Annotated in this window: 16 protein-coding genes; all 16 read left to right on the plus strand. The window is 70.8% G+C overall.

What is annotated here, in order from left to right; translation table 11 throughout:
* Positions 1–2 precede the first annotated feature (2 nt).
* The 16 genes from ACFQ58_RS07395 (at position 3) to dnaE (ending at position 19,352) form a co-directional block, all read left to right on the plus strand.
* Positions 3–1,547 carry a Mur ligase family protein gene (locus ACFQ58_RS07395; RefSeq protein ID WP_376950435.1) on the plus strand — a complete coding sequence of 515 codons (1,545 nt, stop codon included), beginning with the start codon at positions 3–5 and terminating at the stop codon, positions 1,545–1,547.
* Positions 1,544–2,956: a UDP-N-acetylmuramoyl-tripeptide--D-alanyl-D-alanine ligase gene (gene murF / locus ACFQ58_RS07400; protein WP_376950436.1), complete on the plus strand. Its 1,413-nt coding sequence runs from the start codon at positions 1,544–1,546 to the stop codon at positions 2,954–2,956. Before ACFQ58_RS07395 ends, murF begins: the two co-directional genes overlap by 4 nt.
* Positions 2,953–4,047: a phospho-N-acetylmuramoyl-pentapeptide-transferase gene (gene mraY, locus ACFQ58_RS07405; protein WP_376950437.1), complete on the plus strand. Its 1,095-nt coding sequence runs from the start codon at positions 2,953–2,955 to the stop codon at positions 4,045–4,047. Before murF ends, mraY begins: the two co-directional genes overlap by 4 nt.
* Positions 4,032–5,588: a UDP-N-acetylmuramoyl-L-alanine--D-glutamate ligase gene (gene murD, locus ACFQ58_RS07410; RefSeq protein ID WP_376950438.1), complete on the plus strand. Its 1,557-nt coding sequence runs from the start codon at positions 4,032–4,034 to the stop codon at positions 5,586–5,588. Before mraY ends, murD begins: the two co-directional genes overlap by 16 nt.
* Positions 5,545–6,801 (plus strand): putative lipid II flippase FtsW, encoded by a 1,257-nt coding sequence (gene ftsW / locus ACFQ58_RS07415; RefSeq protein ID WP_376950439.1) that lies wholly within the window; start codon positions 5,545–5,547, stop codon positions 6,799–6,801. The genes murD and ftsW overlap by 44 nt, the downstream gene beginning before the upstream one ends.
* Positions 6,798–7,898, plus strand: a complete 1,101-nt coding sequence (locus ACFQ58_RS07420) for a glycosyltransferase (protein ID WP_376950440.1) — start codon at positions 6,798–6,800, stop codon at positions 7,896–7,898. Before ftsW ends, ACFQ58_RS07420 begins: the two co-directional genes overlap by 4 nt.
* Before the next feature lie 43 nt (positions 7,899–7,941).
* Positions 7,942–9,348 (plus strand): UDP-N-acetylmuramate--L-alanine ligase, encoded by a 1,407-nt coding sequence (murC, locus tag ACFQ58_RS07425; RefSeq protein ID WP_376950441.1) that lies wholly within the window; start codon positions 7,942–7,944, stop codon positions 9,346–9,348.
* Between the two features lie 10 nt (positions 9,349–9,358).
* Positions 9,359–10,399 carry an FtsQ-type POTRA domain-containing protein gene (locus ACFQ58_RS07430; RefSeq protein WP_376950442.1) on the plus strand — a complete coding sequence of 347 codons (1,041 nt, stop codon included), beginning with the start codon at positions 9,359–9,361 and terminating at the stop codon, positions 10,397–10,399.
* A 182-nt stretch (positions 10,400–10,581) separates the two neighbouring features.
* Positions 10,582–11,790: a cell division protein FtsZ gene (ftsZ, locus tag ACFQ58_RS07435; RefSeq protein ID WP_376950443.1), complete on the plus strand. Its 1,209-nt coding sequence runs from the start codon at positions 10,582–10,584 to the stop codon at positions 11,788–11,790.
* Positions 11,791–11,821: 31 nt separating this feature from the next.
* Complete coding sequence (locus ACFQ58_RS07440; RefSeq protein WP_376950444.1) at positions 11,822–12,493, plus strand: YggS family pyridoxal phosphate-dependent enzyme; 672 nt, start codon at positions 11,822–11,824, stop codon at positions 12,491–12,493.
* A 32-nt stretch (positions 12,494–12,525) separates the two neighbouring features.
* A complete protein-coding gene (locus ACFQ58_RS07445; RefSeq protein WP_376950445.1) occupies positions 12,526–13,005 on the plus strand; it encodes a cell division protein SepF in 480 nt (159 codons plus the stop codon).
* A 10-nt stretch (positions 13,006–13,015) separates the two neighbouring features.
* Positions 13,016–13,333: a YggT family protein gene (locus ACFQ58_RS07450; RefSeq protein ID WP_376950446.1), complete on the plus strand. Its 318-nt coding sequence runs from the start codon at positions 13,016–13,018 to the stop codon at positions 13,331–13,333.
* A 118-nt stretch (positions 13,334–13,451) separates the two neighbouring features.
* Positions 13,452–14,129, plus strand: a complete 678-nt coding sequence (locus ACFQ58_RS07455) for a DivIVA domain-containing protein (protein ID WP_376950447.1) — start codon at positions 13,452–13,454, stop codon at positions 14,127–14,129.
* Positions 14,119–14,730 carry a signal peptidase II gene (lspA, locus tag ACFQ58_RS07460; RefSeq protein ID WP_376950448.1) on the plus strand — a complete coding sequence of 204 codons (612 nt, stop codon included), beginning with the start codon at positions 14,119–14,121 and terminating at the stop codon, positions 14,728–14,730. Before ACFQ58_RS07455 ends, lspA begins: the two co-directional genes overlap by 11 nt.
* 1 nt (position 14,731) lies before the next feature.
* Positions 14,732–15,652 carry an RluA family pseudouridine synthase gene (locus ACFQ58_RS07465; protein WP_376950449.1) on the plus strand — a complete coding sequence of 307 codons (921 nt, stop codon included), beginning with the start codon at positions 14,732–14,734 and terminating at the stop codon, positions 15,650–15,652.
* A gap of 229 nt (positions 15,653–15,881) precedes the next feature.
* Positions 15,882–19,352, plus strand: coding sequence for a DNA polymerase III subunit alpha (dnaE, locus tag ACFQ58_RS07470; protein ID WP_376951105.1), 3,471 nt, complete (start codon positions 15,882–15,884; stop codon positions 19,350–19,352).
* The last annotated feature ends 29 nt before the right edge of the window (positions 19,353–19,381 follow it).

Genomic DNA, 19,381 nt, shown 5'->3' on the forward strand with positions numbered 1-19,381 from the left:
TCGTGACCGGAACGCCTCCGACGGCACTCCGGCCGCTGCACCCGAGTCCTCGATCGCTCCGCGGCCTCGCGGAGGCGTTCGGATTCGAGGTGCGTGGCGGGATCGACGAGATCGACGTGACGGGCGTCGCCATCGCCTCAGGGGCGGTCCACGGCGGCGACCTGTACGTCGGCGTCCCGGGTCGCAACGCGCACGGCGCCGACTTCGCGGCGCAGGCTGCGGCCAACGGCGCCGTGGCCGTGCTGACGGATGACGCGGGCGCCGAGCGCGCGGCCGCGTCGGGTCTTCCCGTGCTGGTGACGCCCGACGCGCGCGCCGCACTCGGCGAGGTCGCCGCCTGGATCCACCGGACCGCCGACAATCCGGCGACGCTGTTCGGGGTGACCGGCACCAACGGCAAGACGAGCGTGGTCTACCTGCTCGACGCGCTGCTGCGCCGGCTCGGCGTGACCGCCGGCCTCACCTCGACGGCGGAACGGCGGATCGGCGACATGGCGGTCACCAGTTCGCTGACGACGCCCGAGGCGAGCGAGCTGCACGCCCTGCTCGCCCGCATGCGCGAGGTCGACGTACGCGCCGTCGGCATCGAGGTGTCGGCACAGGCCCTGAGTCGGCACCGCGTCGACGGCATCGTCTTCGACGTGGTGGGGTTCACGAACCTCAGCCACGACCACCTCGACGACTACGCCTCGCTCGAGCAGTACTTCGAGGCCAAGCGCGAGCTCTTCACACCCGAGCGTGCGCGCCGCGGCGTGGTCGCCGTCGACTCGGAGTGGGGGCGCCGACTGGTCGCCGAGTCGAGGATCCCGGTCACCACGCTCGCGACCGAGCCCGGGGTCGATGCGGACTGGACGCTCGAGGTCCTCGATGAGGCGCCGACCCACACCGCGTTCCGGCTCGTCGCGCCCGACGGCCGCGCGCTCGAGACCCGCGTGCCGCTCATCGGGCGCTTCATGGCGGCCAACGCGGCGCTGGCCGTCGTCATGCTCGTCGAGGCGGGCCACGACCTCGACCTGATCGCGCACGCGGTGGCCGAGCACGGCATCGAGGCGTACATCCCCGGCCGTGCGGAGCGCGTCTCCGGCGAGCGGGGCCCCGTGGTGTACATCGACTACGGCCACACGCCCGACGCCTTCCGGCAGACCCTCGACGCCATCCGCCGGACCACCGACGGACGCATCGTGATGGTCTTCGGCGCCGACGGCGATCGTGACGCGACCAAGCGCGGCGACATGGGAGCCATCGCGGCGCGCGGGGCCGACGCCCTCGTCATCACCGATTTCCACCCGCGCTGGGAGGATCCGGCGGCGATCCGGGCCGCGCTCATCGCCGGGGCCCGCGCGGCGGTGCCCGAGCGGGAGATCCACGAGATCGCGGATCCGCGAGCCGCCTTCCGGCGCGCGCTCGCACTGGCCGGCGAGGGCGACGCGATCCTGTACGCCGGCCCCGGACACGAGGACTACCAGGAGGTCGCAGGCGTGAAGCATCCCTACTCGGCGCGAGACGACGCGCGGCTGGCGCTGCGCGAAGCGGGGTGGCTCGCATGATCGCGCTCACCCTTGCCGAGGTCCTGGCGGCGACCGGCGGCCGCCTGGAGACCGCCGGCACGTCGACGACCGACTCGACCGTCGTGGACGGCCCGGTCACGACCGACTCCCGCGAGGTCGTCCCCGGCGGCATCTTCGTCGCCAAGCGCGGCGAGTTCGACGACGGGCATCGCTTCGCGCCGGGCGCGGTCGAGCGCGGCGCCGCCCTGCTCATCGTCGAGCGTCCGCTCGACCTGGCGGTGCCGCAGGTCGTCGTCGCCGACTCGGTCGACGCGCTCGGCGCGCTCGCGACCGAGGTCGTGAGCCGCGTGCGCGCGCTCGGGCGGCTGAGGATCGTGGGGGTCACGGGCTCGAACGGCAAGACGACCACGAAGAACCTGCTCCGCACGGTGCTCGAAGCGGTGGGTCCGACGGTCGCGGCGCGCAAAAGCTACAACAACGAGGTCGGCGCGCCGACCACCATGCTCGAGCTCACCGAGCAGACGGAGTACCTCGTCGCCGAGATGGGCGCATCGGGCGTCGGCGAGATCGCCCGCCTGATCCGGATGGCGCGACCCGACGTCGGCATCGTGCTCAAGGTCGGCCTCGCCCACGCCGGCGAGTTCGGCGGCATCGAGAAGACCGTGCAGGCCAAGTCCGAGATGGTGACCGACCTGCTGGCGACCGATGTCGCGGTGCTGAACGTCGACGACCCGCGCGTGGCGCCCATGGCCGAGCTGACCGCCGCGCGCGTCGTGTGGTTCGGGCTCGGCGAGCGGGCCGATGTGCGGGCCACCGAGGTGGTCGTGCATGCTCGCGGCACCGAGTTCACCGTGACGGTGCCCGGCGGCGAGTCGGCCCGCGTGCGCTTCTCGGTGCTCGGCGAGCACCACGTCATGAACGCGCTGGCCGCGATCGCGGCGTCGCTCGAGCTCGGCGTCCCCCTGGCCACCGTCGTCGCAGGACTCGAGCGCGTGACGCTCGCCGAGCAGTGGCGCATGCAGGTGATGGGCGGCCGCGACGAGATCACGGTCATCAACGACGCCTACAACGCGAGCCCCGACTCGGTCGCGGCGGCGCTGAAGACGCTCGCGCAGGTCAAGCGGCCCGAGGGGCGCACGATCGCCGTGCTCGGCGAGATGAGCGAGCTCGGCGAGTTCTCCGGCGAGGAGCACGATCGCATCGGCCTGCTCGCCGTGCGCCTCGGCGTCTCCCAGCTCGTGGTCGTCGGCGAGGGCGCGCGGCGGCTGCACATCACGGCGATCAACGAGGGTTCGTGGGACGGCGAGTCGGCCTACGTCGAGACGGCCGACGAGGCGTTCGAGCTCGTCACGTCGACGGTGCGCCCGGGCGACACCGTGCTCGTGAAATCGTCGAACTCGGCGGGCCTCCGCCACCTCGGAGACCGACTGGGAGAATGGTTCGCGTGAGAGCACTTCTGACCGCCGGAGCTTTGTCGCTCTCCTTCACCCTGTTCCTGACGCCGCTGTTCATCCGGCTGTTCACGAGGCTCGGCTGGGGCCAGTTCATCCGCGACGACGGGCCGAAGACCCACCACGTCAAGCGCGGCACGCCGACCATGGGCGGCATCATCTTCATCCTGGGCACGCTGTTCGGGTACTTCGCCGCGACGCTGCTCATCGGCGACGGCCCCACGGCGTCGGGCCTGCTCGTGCTGTTCATGATGGTCGGCCTCGGCATCGTGGGCTTCGTCGACGACTTCCTGAAGACCCGCAAGAAGCAGAGCCTCGGCCTCGGCGGCTGGGCCAAGATCGCCGGCCAGACGCTCGTGGCCGCCGCGTTCGCCCTGCTCGCGCTGCAGTTCCCGAACGAGGAGGGCGCGACGCCCGCGACGACGAAGATCTCGTTCATCCGCGACCTGCCGCTGGACTTCATGGTGCTCGGCACGGTCGTCGGCATCATCGCGTACGTCGTGTGGATCGTGCTCATCACCGCGGCGGCGTCGAACGGCGTGAACGTGACGGACGGGCTCGACGGCCTGGCCTCCGGCGCCTCGATCCTCGCGATCGGGTCGTTCATCATCATCGGCTTCTGGCAGTTCAACCAGTCGCGCTTCAGCGAGAACCTCAACCCCGACGACCTCTACCGCAGCTACGACGTGCGGGATCCGCTCGACCTGGCGATCGTGGCGACCGCGATCGTCGGGGCGGTCGTGGGCTTCCTCTGGTGGAACACCAACCCCGCGCACATCTACATGGGCGACACGGGCTCGCTCGGCCTGGGCGGCGCGCTGGCGGCCCTCGCGGTGACGAGCCAGACCGAGCTGCTGCTGCTCATCATCGGCGGCCTGTTCGTGATCGAGGCGGGCTCGGTGATCGTGCAGCGCGCGTACTTCAAGGCCTCCGGCGGCAAGCGCATCTTCCTGATGAGTCCGATCCACCACCACTTCGAGTTGAAGGGGTGGGCCGAGGTCACGATCGTGGTCCGGTTCTGGATCATCGGCGGACTGTTCGTCGCAGCGGGTGTCGGCGCGTTCTACTTCGAATGGCTGCAGAGTTGACCGATGACGCAGCGCGCGCCGCGCGCCTCGACGGGCTGACGAGCTGGCATGCCGACGGATGGCGCGGCCTGCGCGTCGCGGTTCTGGGCCTCGGCGTCACGGGGTTCGCCGTGGCCGACACGCTCGCGGAGCTCGGCTCCGAGGTCACCGTGTATGCGCGCGACCGCGATGAGGACCGCGAGCGGATCCTCGAGGTGATCGGGGTGCGATTCGCGCAGCATCCGCTCGATGACGTGCCCGACGAGCTCGTTGCATCCGCCCCCGACCTCATCGTGGTCTCGCCGGGCTTCCGGCCCGACCATCCGGTGCTCGCCTGGGCCGCGGACCATGCCGTGCCGGTGTGGGGCGACATCGAGCTGGCGTGGCGCGTGCGCGACAAGGTGAAGGCCGCGGAGTGGATGCTCGTCACGGGCACGAACGGCAAGACCACGACCGTGCAGCTCGCGGCGACGCTGATCGCCGCGAACGGCGTCAGGGTCGCGCCGTGCGGGAACATCGGCGTGCCGGTGCTCGACGCCGTCCGCGACCCGCTCGGCTACGACGTGCTCGTGGTGGAGCTGTCGAGCTTCCAGCTGCACCACCTGCCGACCGTCGGACCCGGCGCGATCCATCCGTATTCGAGCGTCTGCCTCAACGTCGCCGACGACCACCTCGACTGGCACGGCTCGGCCGACGCGTACCGGGGTGCGAAGGGCAAGGTGTACGCCAACACCAAGGTGGCCTGCGTGTACAACCGCGCCGATGAGGCGACGCGCACGATGGTCGAGGAGGCCGAGGTCGAGGAGGGGGCCCGCGCCATCGGCTTCGGGCTCGACACGCCCGGCCCGAGCGACTTCGGCGTCGTCGACGGCATCCTGTGCGACCGGGCGTTCCTCGAGGATCGGCGCACCGCGGCCCTCGAGATCACCACGCTCGACGAGCTCGAGCCGCACGGACTCGCCGCGCCGCACATCGTGGCGAACATCCTCGCGGCGTCGGCGTTCGCGCGCTCGTACGACGTGCCGGTCCGGGTCATCCACGATGCGCTCGCGACGTTCCGCCTCGACGCGCACCGGATCGAGACCGTCGCGGTGGCCGGCGGCATCCGCTGGATCGACGACTCGAAGGCGACGAATCCGCACGCCGCGGAGGCCTCGCTGCGCGCCTTCGGCCGCGTGGTCTGGATCGTGGGCGGCCTGCTCAAGGGCGTCGACGCCGATGCGCTCGTCGCGCGTCACGTGGCGCGACTGCGCGCCGCGGTCGTGATCGGGCGCGATCGCACGGCGCTCGTCGAGGCGTTCCGCCGACACGCGCCGGGACTACCCCTGTTCGAGGTGCTCGCGGATGACACTGAGAACGTGATGCCCGACGCGGTCGCCCTGGCGGCCTCGGTCGCGGAGGACGGCGACACCGTGCTCCTCGCCCCGGCCGCGGCATCGATGGACCAGTTCGCGGACTACGCCGACCGCGGCCGGCGCTTCCACGACGCCGTCCGCGAGCGGCTCGGAGGGGAGGCGCATGACGAGCCCGCCTCGGACGAGCCGCCCGCCGAAGCGCCCTGAGTCGTCGGGCCTCGCCGCCCGCATCCGCCTCGGCGCGTTCCGGCCCGAGTCGAAGGACTACTTCCTCCTGCTCGGCACGACGCTCTTCCTCGTGCTGCTCGGGCTCATCATGGTGCTGAGCTCCTCGATTGTCGAGTCCGGGCTCGAGAACGACGGCGACTTCACGTGGCGCGCGCTGCAGCAGGCGACGTACGCGCTGATCGGCGTGCCGGTCATGCTGCTCGCCGGCCGCATGCGCGAGGGCTTCTGGATGCGCATCGCCTGGCTCGTGCTCGCCATCGCGTGCGCCCTGCAGCTGCTCGTCGTCGCGACGCCGCTCGGCGTCGAGGTCGGCGGCAACACCAACTGGCTGCGGATCGGCCCGGTGCAGTTCCAGCCGTCCGAGCTCATCAAGGTGGCGCTGGTCCTCTGGCTCGGCCTCATCGTGACGAAGAAGCAGGAGCACCTGCACGAGTTCGGGCAGGGCATCATGCCGATCCTGCTCGTCGGCGGGGGCGCGATCGGGCTCGTGCTGCTCGGCGGCGACCTCGGCACCGTCATGGTCATGGCCGCCATGCTGCTCGGCACGCTGTTCCTCATCGGCGTGCGGCTGCGGCTGCTCGTCATCCCGCTCGTGGTGGGCGCGATCGCGTTCTGGCTCGTCGCCATCTCCAGCGAGAACCGGATGCGTCGCATCACCGCCTTCCTGCACGAGCACTGCACGCAGTACGACACGGCCGACTGCTGGCAGATCCAGCACGGCACGTTCGCGCTCGCGAACGGCGGGATCTTCGGCGTCGGGCTCGGCAACTCGGCCGCGAAGTGGTCGTGGCTGCCCGCTGCCGACAACGACTTCATCTTCGCGATCATCGGCGAGGAGCTCGGACTGATCGGCGCGGTCGTCGTGATCGGGCTCTTCGTCGTCCTCGCGATCGCGCTCGCGCGGATCCTCCGCACGGCCCCGACGCCGTTCGGCCGGACCGTCGCCGCCGCGGTGCTCGTGTGGGTCGTCGGGCAGGCATGTGTCAATATCGGTGTCGTGCTCGGCGTCTTCCCCGTCCTCGGCGTTCCGCTGCCGCTCGTCTCGGCCGGCGGCACCGCGCTGCTGACCACCCTGTTCGCCATCGGCGTCGTCCTCTCGGTCGCCCGCGATCCCGGCGCGCCCGCGCGTGCCGCGGCGCGCGCCGAGCAACGCCGCGCGACGCGTGCGACCCGGACGGCCCGCGGGCGATGACGACGTACCTCCTGGCCGGCGGCGGCACCGCCGGCCACGTGAACCCGCTGCTCGCGGTCGCCGACCGGCTCCGCGATCGCGACGCCGACGCGATCGTCCTGGTGCTCGGCACCGCGGAGGGCCTCGAGTCGCGTCTCGTGCCCGCGCGCGGATACGAGCTGCTGACCATCGAGAAGGTGCCGTTCCCGCGGCGCCCGAACGGCGCTGCGCTCCGGTTCCCCTCGCGCTTCCGCCGCTCCATCACCGACGTCGCGGAGATCATCGGCGAGCGCGGCGTCGACGCGGTCGTGGGCTTCGGCGGGTACGTGGCGACGCCCGCGTACCTCGCCGCGCGTCGCGCCGGCGTCCCCGTCGTCATCCACGAGGCGAACGCGCGTCCGGGCTTGGCGAACCGGCTCGGGGCTCGGTTCGCGGCCCGCGTCGGCGTCGCGTTCCGCGGCACCCCGCTCCCGCACGCGGAGTTCGTGGGCATGCCCCTGCGCCGCGAGATCGAGACGCTCGACCGTCCGGCGCGGCGCGCCGAGGCGGCGGCGCTCTTCGGCCTCGACGCCGCCCGCCCCGTGCTCCTCGCGACGGGCGGCTCTCTCGGTGCGCGCCGCATCAACCGCACGATGGTCGCGAGTGCTCCGGCGATCGTCGCCGCCGGTTGGCAGGTCCTCCACGTCACCGGGGCCAAGTCCGACGTCGAGGACCCGGGCCTGCCTGACTACCGCATGGTCGAGTACGCCGACCGGATGGACCTGGCGTTGTCGGTCGCGGACGCAGCGGTCTCGCGGGCCGGTGCCGCGACGGTGAGCGAACTCTCGGCCCTCGGCATCCCGGCCATCTACGTGCCGTATCCCGTCGGCAACGGCGAGCAGCGCTTCAACGCCGCCGACGTGGTCGGCGCGGGCGGCGGGGTCCTCGTCGACGACGCCGCGTTCCTGCCGGAGTGGGTGGAGCGCGGGCTCGTCCCGCTCCTCGCCGACCGCGACCGCCTCGACGCCATGGCGCGCGCCGCGGCATCCGTCGGGGCGCTGGACGGCACCGACCGCACCGTCGCCCTGATCGACGCCGCGCTGCGCCCGGCGGGCCGACCCCCAGGCGCAGGCGCGTAACGTTGAACCGACCGATCATCCGACCAGGAAGCACCGCGACACCGTGACGATCAAGCCCGACCTCTCCACCCCGATCCCCGCCGACCTCGGCGCCGTGCACTTCGTCGGCATCGGCGGCTCGGGCATGAGCGGCATCGCCCGGCTCGTGCTCGGCGCAGGGCACCGCGTCACCGGGTCCGACGTGCGCGACTCCGACAACATCGCGGCGCTCCGCGCGCTCGGCGCCGAGATCGCGATCGGGCACGCCGCAGAGAACCTGCCCGATGACGTCGACACGGTCGTGGTGACCGGTGCGCTCTGGCAGGACAACCCGGAGTACCAGTCGGCGCTGCAGCGCGGCATCCCGGTGCTGCACCGCTCGCAGGCACTGGCTTCGGTGATCGCCGGCCAGCGGCTCGTCTCGGTCGCGGGCGCGCACGGAAAGACCACCTCGACCGGCATGATCATCACCGGCCTGCTCGCCCTCGGCGAGGATCCGAGCTTCGTCAACGGGGGAGTGATCGAGGAGCTCGGCGTGAGCTCGGCCTCCGGCTCGGGCGAGTTGTTCGTGGTCGAGGCCGACGAGTCCGACGGCTCGTTCCTGCTCTACGACACCGCCGTGGCGCTCATCACGAACGTCGACCCCGATCACCTCGACCACTACGGGTCCCTCGAGGCGTTCGAGCAGGCCTTCGTCGACTTCGCGGATCGGTCCCGCGAGCTGGTCGTGATCTCGTCCGACGACCCCGGCGCGACGCGCGTGCGCGAGCGGCTCTCGCACGCTCGCGTCCTGACCTTCGGCGAGGCGCCGGATGCCACCGTGCGCGTGCACGACATCGTGACCGACGGTCCCGTGGCCTTCGCCGTCACGCACGAGGGGCACGAGTACCGCGCGCAACTGCGGATCCCCGGACGTCACAACGCGATCAACGCGGCGGGCGCGTTCGCCGTGCTCGTCGGGCTGGGCTTCGACCCGCAGCGCGCCCTCGACGGCATCGCGCGGTTCGCCGGCACGGGCCGCCGCTTCGAGCTGCACGGCACGGTCGACGGCGTGAGCGTGTACGACGACTACGCCCACCACCCCACCGAGGTCGCCGCGGCGCTCTCCGCGGCGCGCACGGTCGTGGGCGACGGACGCATCATCGCCGTCCACCAGCCGCACCTCTACAGCCGCACGCGGCTCTTCGCGAAGGAGTTCGCCGAGGTGCTCGAGCAGTACGCCGACGAGACCGTCGTGCTCGACGTCTACGGCGCGCGCGAGGACCCGGAGCCCGGGGTCACCGGTGCGCTCGTCAGCGAGCGGTTCGAGCATCCCGAGCACGTGGCGTACATCGCCGACTGGCAGGAGGCGGCCGACCACACCGCGCGCATCGCGCGACCCGGCGACTTCGTGATCACGCTGGGCTGCGGCGACGTGTACCGCATCGTGCCGCAGCTCCTCGGATCGCTCGAGCACGAGCGGCGCGGCTGAGCGGGGCGACGTGAGGCGGCCGCAGGGATTCGATCGCGCGCGGACCGTGCGGACGCCTGCGGCGCCGCCCGCGGCCGCACGCGAGACATCCGAGCCGGCAGGCACCGCTGCCCGCACGGTCGCGACCGCGGCATCGCGTCGCGCGGGGGAGGGTCACGACGCGAACGTCACCGAGCCGATTCCCCACGCGGCGGTGCGGCCGCCCGCGACCGAGGCGAGCCGGGTCGCACCGCGTCCGGCGCAGGCCCCGAACGGATCCGGCGAACGCACTCCGTCGGGCCGCGACGAGCGCGCCGCGCGGCGCGCGATCGCCGCGGCCGAACGCGAGCGCCGGCGCTACGAGCGCCAGGAGGTTCGGCGGTTCACGCGTCGCAGCCGCATGCGCCGCATCGCCTGGATCGTCGGGATCGCGTCCGTCGTGGGACTCGCGGTGCTCGCGGTCGCGGTCGCCTACTCGCCGCTCATGGCACTGCGCGACGTGCGCGTCGAGGGAGCCTCCCGCATCCCGGCCGCCGACATCCAGGCGGCGTTCGACGAGCGGATCGGAACCCCCCTCCCGCTCATCTCGGCGGACGATATGCAGGCGACGCTGTCGGCGTTCCCGCTCATCGAGACGTACGCGACCGAGACGGTGCCGCCCGGCACGCTCGTCGTCCGGATCGTCGAGCGCACGCCCGTCGGCGTGGTGGAGGGCCCCTCGGGCTACACGTCGGTCGACGCGGCGGGCGTGGTCATCGCACGCTCCGACGAGCAGCCGGAGGCCCTGCCGCTGATCACGGTGGTGGGCGGTGTGGATGGCGATGCGTTCCATGCCGTCGGCGCCGTGCTGCGGAGCCTGCCCGCCGACCTCCTGGCCCGCGTGACGACCGTCACCGCACGCACGCCCGACGACGTGGAGTTCGAGCTCGCGGAAGGCGCCGCGGTCGCGTGGGGGAGCGCGGAGGACTCCGCGCTGAAGTCGGCCGTCCTCGTCCGGCTCATGACGGCCGCACCGCCCGAGGACGTCGATCGCTACGACGTATCGGCTCCGCTCAGTCCCGTGACGCAGTGATCGCGCACGGGCGGTCGTCGCGACATCCTGCCCGGCCCGCCCATCGGATCGCGACACGCGGGAGCGCCTTGCGGGATGCCTCGGATGCGGCACCTACCTTCGAAATCAGGAATTGCATACTCGGCAAAACTTTAACCTTCGAGTAGAGGTTCAAGGTTCAGAGTTCGCAGAGAGGGCCGGACATGTCGACAAACCAGAACTACCTCGCCGTCATCAAGGTGGTCGGTATCGGCGGCGGCGGCGTCAACGCCGTCAATCGCATGATCGAGCTCGGCCTGCGCGGGGTCGAGTTCATCGCGATCAACACCGATGCGCAAGCGCTGCTCATGTCCGACGCCGACGTCAAGCTCGACGTCGGACGCGACCTCACGCGAGGCCTCGGCGCAGGCGCCGATCCCGAGGTGGGCCGCCGGGCAGCAGAGGACCACGCGGAGGAGATCGAGGAGGCGCTCGCGGGGGCCGACATGGTCTTCGTCACTGCGGGTGAGGGCGGCGGGACGGGCACCGGCGGCGCGCCCGTCGTCGCACGCATCGCGAAGTCGATCGGCGCGCTCACGATCGGCGTCGTGACCAAGCCGTTCAGCTTCGAGGGCAAGCGCCGCCAGACCCAGGCCGAACAGGGCGTCGCACGCCTGAAGGAAGAGGTCGACACCCTCATCGTCGTGCCCAACGACCGCCTGCTCGAGATCAGCGACCGCGGCATCTCGATGCTGGAGGCGTTCGCGACGGCCGACCAGGTGCTCCTCGCCGGTGTCCAGGGCATCACCGACCTCATCACCACGCCGGGCCTCATCAACCTCGACTTCGCCGACGTCAAGTCGGTCATGCAGGGTGCGGGCTCGGCGCTCATGGGCATCGGCTCCTCGCGCGGCGCCGACCGGGCGATCAAGGCGGCCGAACTCGCCGTCGCGAGTCCGCTGCTCGAAGCGTCCATCGACGGCGCCCACGGCGTGCTGCTCTCGATCCAGGGCGGGTCGAACCTCGGCATCTTCGAGATCAACGACGCGGCGCGGCTCGTGCAGGAGGCCGTGCATCCCGAGGCGAACATCATCTTCGGCGCGGTCATCGACGACACGCTCGGCGACGAGGTGCGCGTCACCGTCATCGCTGCCGGGTTCGACGGAGGCGACCCGATGCCGAAGCCCGTCGAGGTCAAGCGCCCCACCGTGGTCCCGGCGACCGTCGGGGCGGCTGCGATCGGCGGCGCCGGCATCGGAGGCGCATTCGGCAGTGACGCCGCCGGCGAGCCCCTCGCCGAGATCGACATCGAGGAACTCGTCGAGACGGCCAACTGGGGCGAGGCGACGAGCAGCTCGGCCGACCAGATCGTCACCGATCCCGCGTTCGGCGACGACTCCGACGACCTCGACATCCCCGACTTCCTCAAGTGACGTCAGTGGACCCCGGCCGGGGGCGAGTCGCGTGAGCGAGCTCGCCACCCGGCTGTCGGCCGTGCGCGGCGGGATCGCGGAGGCGGCTGCCGAGGCAGGACGCGACGCCGAGGACATCACCACCGTCGTGGTCACGAAGTTCCAGCCCGCCTCGCTGGTCCGCGAGCTCGCCTCGCTCGGCGTGCGCGACATCGGCGAGAACCGGCACCAGGAGGCGCAGGCGAAGGCGCGCGAACTCGCCGACCTCGGGCTGACCTGGCACTTCGTCGGACAGCTGCAGGGCAAGAAGGCGCGGCAGGTCCGCGCCTACGCCTCGGTCATCCACTCGGTCGACCGGATGTCGCTGGTCGACGCGCTGCGCTCGGACGAGGCATCCGTCGACTGCTTCGTGCAGGTCAACCTCACGGACGATCCGGGCCGTGGCGGCGTCGAGTCCGCCGACCTCGAGCGCCTCGTCGAGCACGTGCTCGGCACGCCCGGGCTGCGACTGCTCGGGCTCATGGCGGTCGCCCCGCTCGACGCGGCGGCGCGACCGGCGTTCGCGCGCGTCCGGTCGCTCTCCGATCGCATCAGGCCGCTCGCGCCCAAGGCGACCGCACTGTCCATGGGGATGTCGCACGACTATCGCGACGCGATCTTGGAGGGTGCGACACACCTGCGGATCGGGACCGCAATCACGGGGAATCGGCCGGCCCCGGGCTAGCCTCGAACCACGAACGACTGACGGAGGCAGCGATGTCGAACCCGCTCAAGAAGACCATGGTCTACCTCGGACTCGCCGACGAGGAGCTCGAGGCCGAGACGCCGCCCGCAGCGGCCGCCTCCGCGCCGATCGTGCATGCCGCGCCCGCGCCGGTGGCGACCAAGGGCGGAGCGGCCGTGACCCCACTTCGAAAGCACCACGTGCAACCGACACCACCGCAGGCGGAGATGAACGAGATCCTCACGGTGCACCCGCGCCAGTACCGAGACGCCCAGATGATCGCCGAGTCGTTCCGCGACGGCGTGCCGGTGATCATCAACCTGTCGCAGATGTCCGACGCCGACGCGCGCCGGCTCATCGACTTCGCCAGCGGCCTCTCGCAGGGCCTGTACGGCAAGATCGAGCGCGTGACGAGCAAGGTCTTCCTGCTCTCTCCGGCGCACGTCGTGGTCTCCGGAGAGGCCGGCGACGCCGAAGGCGACGTTGACGCGTCGTTCTTCACGCACGCGTAGACTCCCCGTCGTGAGCGCCCTCTCCGTCGTCTGGAACCTCCTCTACACCCTCCTCCTCATCTACTTCTTCATCATGTGGGCGAGGTTCGTCCTGGACCTCGTTCGCACCTTCAACCGGTCGTGGCGCCCCAAGGGATTCGTGCTCGTGCTCGTGGAGGGCGTGTACACGGTCACCGATCCGCTCGTGCGATTCTTCCGCCGCCTCGTGCCGCCGATCCGCCTCGGGCAGGTCGCACTCGACCTCGGCTGGAGTATCGCGATGCTCGTGGTGATCATCGCGATGACGGTCGTGTCGTGGCTCGCCGCGGCATCCGCCGCGACCGCCTGAACCCCGATGACGCGGGGTGGCGCGCCGTTGTGTCGCCGCTCTGCATCCCCGAGGTTCTCTTTGCTACCGTTAGCTGAACGTGATCGAACGGTTCGACAGATTCAAGGGATGGGAAGCCATGGCGCTAACTCCGGAAGATGTGGTCAACAAGCGCTTCCAGGCGACGAAGTTCCGGGAGGGCTACGACCAGGACGAGGTCGATGACTTCCTCGACGAGGTGGTCGTCGAGCTTCGCCGGCTCAACCAGGAGAACGAGGAGCTGCGCCAGCGCCTCGCCGCCGCCGAGGCCCGTGCCGGCGAGGGCGGTGGTTCCGCACCTGCGGCCGCCCAGTCGCCCGTGTACGCCGAGCCGGCCTCCGCACCGCCCACCGTCGCGGTGCCGACTCCGACCGCCTCCGCGCAGTCCGAGATCGACGAGCAGACCAGCACCACGAACCTGCTGCAGCTGGCCCGCCGCCTCCACGAGGAGCACGTCCGCGAGGGCGTCGAGAAGCGCGACGCGCTGATCGCCGAGGGTCATGCGACCGCGGCTCGCATCGTCGCCGAGGCCGAGGCCAAGCAGCGCGCCCAGATGGGGATTCTCGACCAGGAGCGCGTGGCGCTCGAGAAGCGCGTCGACGAGCTCCGCATCTTCGAGCGCGAGTACCGCCAGAAGCTGAAGAGCTACATCGAGGGCCAGCTCCGCGAGCTCGACACCGCCCAGCCGGTGCAGGTCTCGGGCGGCGCCGGCTTCTCGGCCCCGGTCGGCGCGAGCAGCGAGCAGCCCGCCCCGACCTTCCAGGGCTTTGCCGGCTGAGCGCGCGGCGAGGGTCGGCACCACCGCGCTGCTCATCCTGGTCGGCGTCGCGATCACGGTCTACGGCGTCGACCAGCTGAGCAAGTACTTCGTCGTCACCACTCTCGCCGAGGGCGAGGTCGTCCCGGTGCTCGGCAACGTGCTGCAGTGGCAGTTCGTGCGGAACCCGGGCGCGGCCTTCTCGATCGCGAGCGGCATGACCTGGGTCTTCACGATCCTCGCGGCCGGCGTGATCACCTTCATCGTGTGGTTCGCCCGTCGCATCCGATCGATCGCGTGGGCGCTGGTCTTCGGCCTGTTGCTCGGCGGCGTGCTCGGCAACCTGACCGACCGCCTGTTCCGCGAGCCGGGCTTCGGCATCGGGCACGTCATCGACTTCATCTCGACGCCGTGGATGCTGCCGGCCATCTACAACGTGGCCGACATCGCGATCGTCTCGAGCATGGTGCTGTTCATGATCCTCACGATCCGCGGCGTCGGGCTCGACGGGTCGCGTCCGTCGCGCAGCGACGACGAGATCACGGAGGCGGCGGATCCCGGTGACGAGCCGCGGGACGAGCCCCGCGGCGGTACGCCCGCCGCGCTCGCGCGCGAGTCCTGAGGTGGAGCACCGCGCACTGCCCGTCCCCGACGGGCTCGAAGGGTCGCGGGTCGACGCCGGCCTCGCGAAGCTCCTCGGGTTCTCGCGGACCCAGGCGGCCGAGGTCGCCTCGGCCGGCGGGGTGCTCCTCGACGGTGCCGTCGTCGACAAGGCCGATCGGCTGCGCGCCGGCGCCTGGCTCGAGGTGAGCTGGTCGCCCCCGCGGACCCTCGAGGTCGAGGCCATCCCCGTGCCGGACCTCGGCATCGTCCACGACGATGACGAGATCGTCGTCGTCGACAAGCCCGCGGGCGTGGCAGCGCACCCCTCGCTCGGCTGGGACGGGCCGACCGTCGTCGGCGCGCTGGCCGCGGCCGGCTATCGCATCTCGACGTCGGGAGCACCCGAACGACAGGGCGTCGTGCACCGGCTCGACCAGGGCACGAGCGGGCTGATGGTCGTGGCGAAGTCCGAGCGCGCGTACACCGACCTCAAGCGCAAGTTCCACGACCGCGAGGTCGAGAAGATCTACCACACCGTCGTGCAGGGCCATCCCGACCCGCTGGCGGGCACGATCGACGCGCCCGTCGGACGTCACCCGCGGTCCGAGTGGAAGTTCGCGGTGACCTCCGACGGCAAGCACGCCGTGACGCACTACGAGACGATCGAGGCGTTCCCCTACGCGTCGCTGCTCGAGGTGCACCTCGAGACGGGTCGCACGCATCAGATCCGCGTGCACATGGCCGCGCAGCGCCATCCGTGCGCCGGCGACACCATGTACGGCGCCGACCCGACGCTCAGCGCGCGGCTGGGACTGGCGCGGCAGTGGTTGCACGCGAAGGAGCTGTCGTTCGTGCACCCGGGCACGGGGGAGTGGACGACGTACGAGTCGGACTACCCGGCCGACCTGCAGCACGCGCTGGACGTCCTGCGGGGCGACTAGTTCTCGGGGCGCGGCGGAGGATGCGTCCTCCCGCACCGCAGTCCCGAGGCCGCCTCCGGCGGCCTCCCGCCAGGCCCGATGCCTGCGACGCGGAACGGGACATCCGCCGCCGCGTGGGGCGAGTCCCAGGGTCGGTGGGCGCCCCTAGACTGGTGATTCCGAAGAGCTGGTGAGGAGTTCTGTGGCCGCCGATTCCTTCGTCCACCTGCACGTGCATTCCGAGTACTCGATGCTCGACGGCGCGGCCCGGGTCGGCGAACTGATGAAGGCCGCCGCGGCCGAGGGCATGCCGGCCGTCGCGATGACCGACCACGGCAACGTGTTCGGCGCGTACGACTTCTGGAAGCAGGCGACGGACGCCGGCGTGAAGCCGATCATCGGCACCGAGGCCTATCTCACGCCCGGCACGCACCGCAGCGACAAGACCCGGGTGCGCTGGGGCAACGGCGGCGGTGACGACGTCTCGGGGTCGGGCGCGTACACGCACATGACGCTGCTCTCCGAGACGACCGAGGGCATGCACAACCTCTTCCGGCTCTCGAGCCTGGCGTCGATCGAGGGGTACTACTTCAAGCCGCGCATGGATCGCGAGCTGCTGCAGACGTACTCGGCGGGGCTCATCGCGACCACGGGATGCCCGTCGGGCGAGGTGCAGACGCGCCTGCGGCTCGGCCAGTACGACGAGGCGGTGCAGGCCGCGGCAGAGTTCCGCGACATCTTCGGCAAGGAGAACTTCTTCGCCGAGATCATGGACCACGGCCTGGGCATCGAGAAGCGCATCATGGACGACCTGCTGCGCCTCGCGAAGCAGCTCGACCTGCCGCTCGTCGCCACGAACGACCTGCACTACACGCACGCCCACGACGCCAAGAGCCACGCGGCGCTGCTCTGCGTGCAGTCGGGGTCGACACTCGACGACCCGAACCGGTTCAAGTTCGACGCCGACGAGTTCTACCTCAAGTCTGCAGCCGAGATGCGGCACCTGTTCCGCGACCACCCCGACGCCTGCGACAACACGCTGCTCATCGCCGAGCGCTGCGACGTGCAGTTCAACACGAGCGCGAACTACATGCCCCGGTTCCCCGTTCCCGAGGGCGAGTCCGAGCAGAGCTGGTTCGTGAAGGAGGTCGAGCGCGGCCTGCACGGGCGCTACCCGAACGGCATCCCCGGCGAGGTGCGCACACAGGCCGACTACGAGGTCGGCGTCATCAGCCAGATGGGCTTCCCGGGCTACTTCCTCGTCGTCGCCGACTTCATCAACTGGTCCAAGCACAACGGCATCCGCGTCGGGCCGGGCCGCGGTTCCGGCGCCGGGTCGATGGCCGCCTATGCCATGCGCATCACCGACCTCGACCCGCTCCAGCACGGACTCATCTTCGAGCGCTTCCTCAACCCCGACCGCGTCTCGATGCCCGACTTCGACGTCGACTTCGACGAGCGTCGGCGCGGTGAGGTCATCAAGTACGTCACCGACAAGTACGGCGACGAGCGCGTCGCCCAGATCGTGACGTACGGCACGATCAAGGCCAAGCAGGCGCTGAAGGACTCCAGCCGCGTGCTCGGCTTCCCGTTCGGCATGGGGGAGAAGCTCACCAAGGCGATGCCGCCGGCGGTCATGGGCAAGGACATCCCGCTGTCGGGCATCCTCGACAAGGACCACGCCCGCTACAAGGAGGCGGGCGACATCCGCGCCCTCATCGAGACCGACGCCGAGGCGAAGACGGTGTTCGACACCGCGCTCGGGCTCGAGAACCTCAAGCGGCAGTGGGGCGTGCACGCGGCCGGCGTCATCATGTCGAGTGAACCGCTCGTCGACATCATCCCGATCATGAAGCGGGAACAGGACGGCCAGATCGTCACGCAGTTCGACTATCCCGCCTGCGAGTCGCTGGGCCTGATCAAGATGGACTTCCTGGGCCTCAGGAACCTCACGATCATCGACGACGCGCTCGACAACATCGAGGCGAACCGTGGCTTCCGGCCAGTCCTCGAGGACCTCGCGCTCGACGACGCGGCTGCGTACGACCTGCTCTCGCGCGGCGACACGCTCGGCGTGTTCCAGCTCGACGGAGGGCCCATGCGATCGCTCCTCCGGCAGATGAAGCCCGACAACTTCGAGGACATCTCGGCCGTCATCGCGCTGTACCGCCCGGGCCCGATGGGCGCGAACTCGCACATCAACTACGCCCTGCGCAAGAACGGCCTGCAGCCGATCACGCCGATCCATCCCGAGCTCGAGGAGCCGCTGCACGACATCCTCGACACGAGCTACGGCCTGATCATCTACCAGGAGCAGGTCATGGCGATCGCGCAGCGCGTCGCCGGCTTCAGCCTCGGCCAGGCCGACATCCTGCGCCGCGCGATGGGCAAGAAGAAGAAGTCCGAACTCGACAAGCAGTACGAGGGCTTCTCGGGCGGCATGAAGGCCAACGGCTATTCGGATGCCGCGGTGAAGACGCTCTGGGACATCCTGCTGCCGTTCTCCGACTACGCGTTCAACAAAGCGCACTCCGCCGCGTACGGCGTGCTCAGCTACTGGACGGCGTACCTCAAGGCCCACTACCCGGCCGAGTACATGGCCGCGCTGCTCACGAGCGTGGGCGATGCGCGCGACAAGCTCGCGCTCTACCTCAACGAGTGCCGTCGCATGGGCATCAAGGTGCTGCCGCCCGACGTGAACGAGTCCATCGGGTTCTTCGCCGCCGTCGGCGACGACATCCGGTTCGGCCTCGGCGCGGTGCGGAACGTCGGCTTCAACGTCGTGGACGCGATCCGTGCGGCCCGCGACGCCAAGGGCAGGTTCGAGTCGTTCCACGACTTCCTGAAGAAGGTGCCCTCGCAGGTGACCAACAAGCGGACCGTCGAGTCGCTCGTGAAGGCCGGTGCGTTCGACTCGCTCGGCCACACGCGCCGGGCGCTCGTCGAGATCCACGAGGGCGCGGTCGAAGCGGCCGTCAAGGAGAAGCGCGCCGAGGAGAACGGCGACATCGGCTTCGACTTCGACAGCCTCTTCGAGGAGCACGAGCGGCAGGCCGCGCCGTCACCCGTGCCAGACCGGCCCGAATGGGCCAAGCGCGACAAGCTCGCCTTCGAGCGCGAGATGCTCGGGCTCTACGTCTCCGACCACCCGCTCGCGGGGCTCGAGGCGACGCTCGCCAAGCACGCCTCGACGACCATCACCGACCTGATGTCGTCGGATGCCACGCAGGACGGCGACACCGTCACGATCGCGGGTCTCGTCACGAGCGTGCAGCACCGCGTGGCCCGCCAGAGCGGCAACCAGTACGGCATGATCCAGGTCGAGGACTTCTCGGGCGAGATCACCGTCATGTTCATGGGCAAGGCGTACCAGGAGTTCGCGCCGGCACTGAAGGGCGACTCGATCGTGGTGGTCCGTGGCCGTGTCAGCCTTCGCGACGACGGCATGAACCTCCACGCCTACAGCGTGTTCGAGCCCGAGGTCGGCCAGGGCGACGAGAACGGGCCCGTCGTCATCTCGCTGCCCGACGTCCGCGCCACGACCGACACGATCACGGCCCTCGGAGACGTGCTCATCCGGCACCGCGGCGACACCGAGGTGCGCCTGAAGCTCACCAAGGGCCGCACCGCGCGCGTGTTCGAGCTGCCGTACCCCGTGGCCGTGAGCGCCGACTTCTATGGCGAGCTCAAGAGCCTCCTCGGCCCCAACTGCCTGACGTGAGCGGCGCGGGCGCGCCGCGAGGCCGTCGG

The organism is Agromyces sp. NPDC056523 (genome assembly GCF_042794545.1).
Taxonomy (GTDB): Bacteria; Actinomycetota; Actinomycetes; order Actinomycetales; family Microbacteriaceae; genus Agromyces.

Excerpts from the sequence above, each read along its gene's own strand:
- murF (WP_376950436.1), top strand. The coding sequence starts at position 1,544 with ATGATCGCGCTCACCCTTGCCGAGGTCCTGGCGGCGACCGGCGGCCGC.
- murD (WP_376950438.1), top strand. The coding sequence starts at position 4,032 with ATGGCTGCAGAGTTGACCGATGACGCAGCGCGCGCCGCGCGCCTCGAC.
- ftsW (WP_376950439.1), top strand. The coding sequence starts at position 5,545 with ATGACGAGCCCGCCTCGGACGAGCCGCCCGCCGAAGCGCCCTGAGTCG.
- ACFQ58_RS07420 (WP_376950440.1), top strand. The coding sequence starts at position 6,798 with ATGACGACGTACCTCCTGGCCGGCGGCGGCACCGCCGGCCACGTGAAC.
- ftsZ (WP_376950443.1), top strand. The coding sequence starts at position 10,582 with ATGTCGACAAACCAGAACTACCTCGCCGTCATCAAGGTGGTCGGTATC.
- ACFQ58_RS07445 (WP_376950445.1), top strand. The coding sequence starts at position 12,526 with ATGTCGAACCCGCTCAAGAAGACCATGGTCTACCTCGGACTCGCCGAC.
- ACFQ58_RS07455 (WP_376950447.1), top strand. The coding sequence starts at position 13,452 with ATGGCGCTAACTCCGGAAGATGTGGTCAACAAGCGCTTCCAGGCGACG.
- dnaE (WP_376951105.1), top strand. The coding sequence starts at position 15,882 with ATGCTCGACGGCGCGGCCCGGGTCGGCGAACTGATGAAGGCCGCCGCG.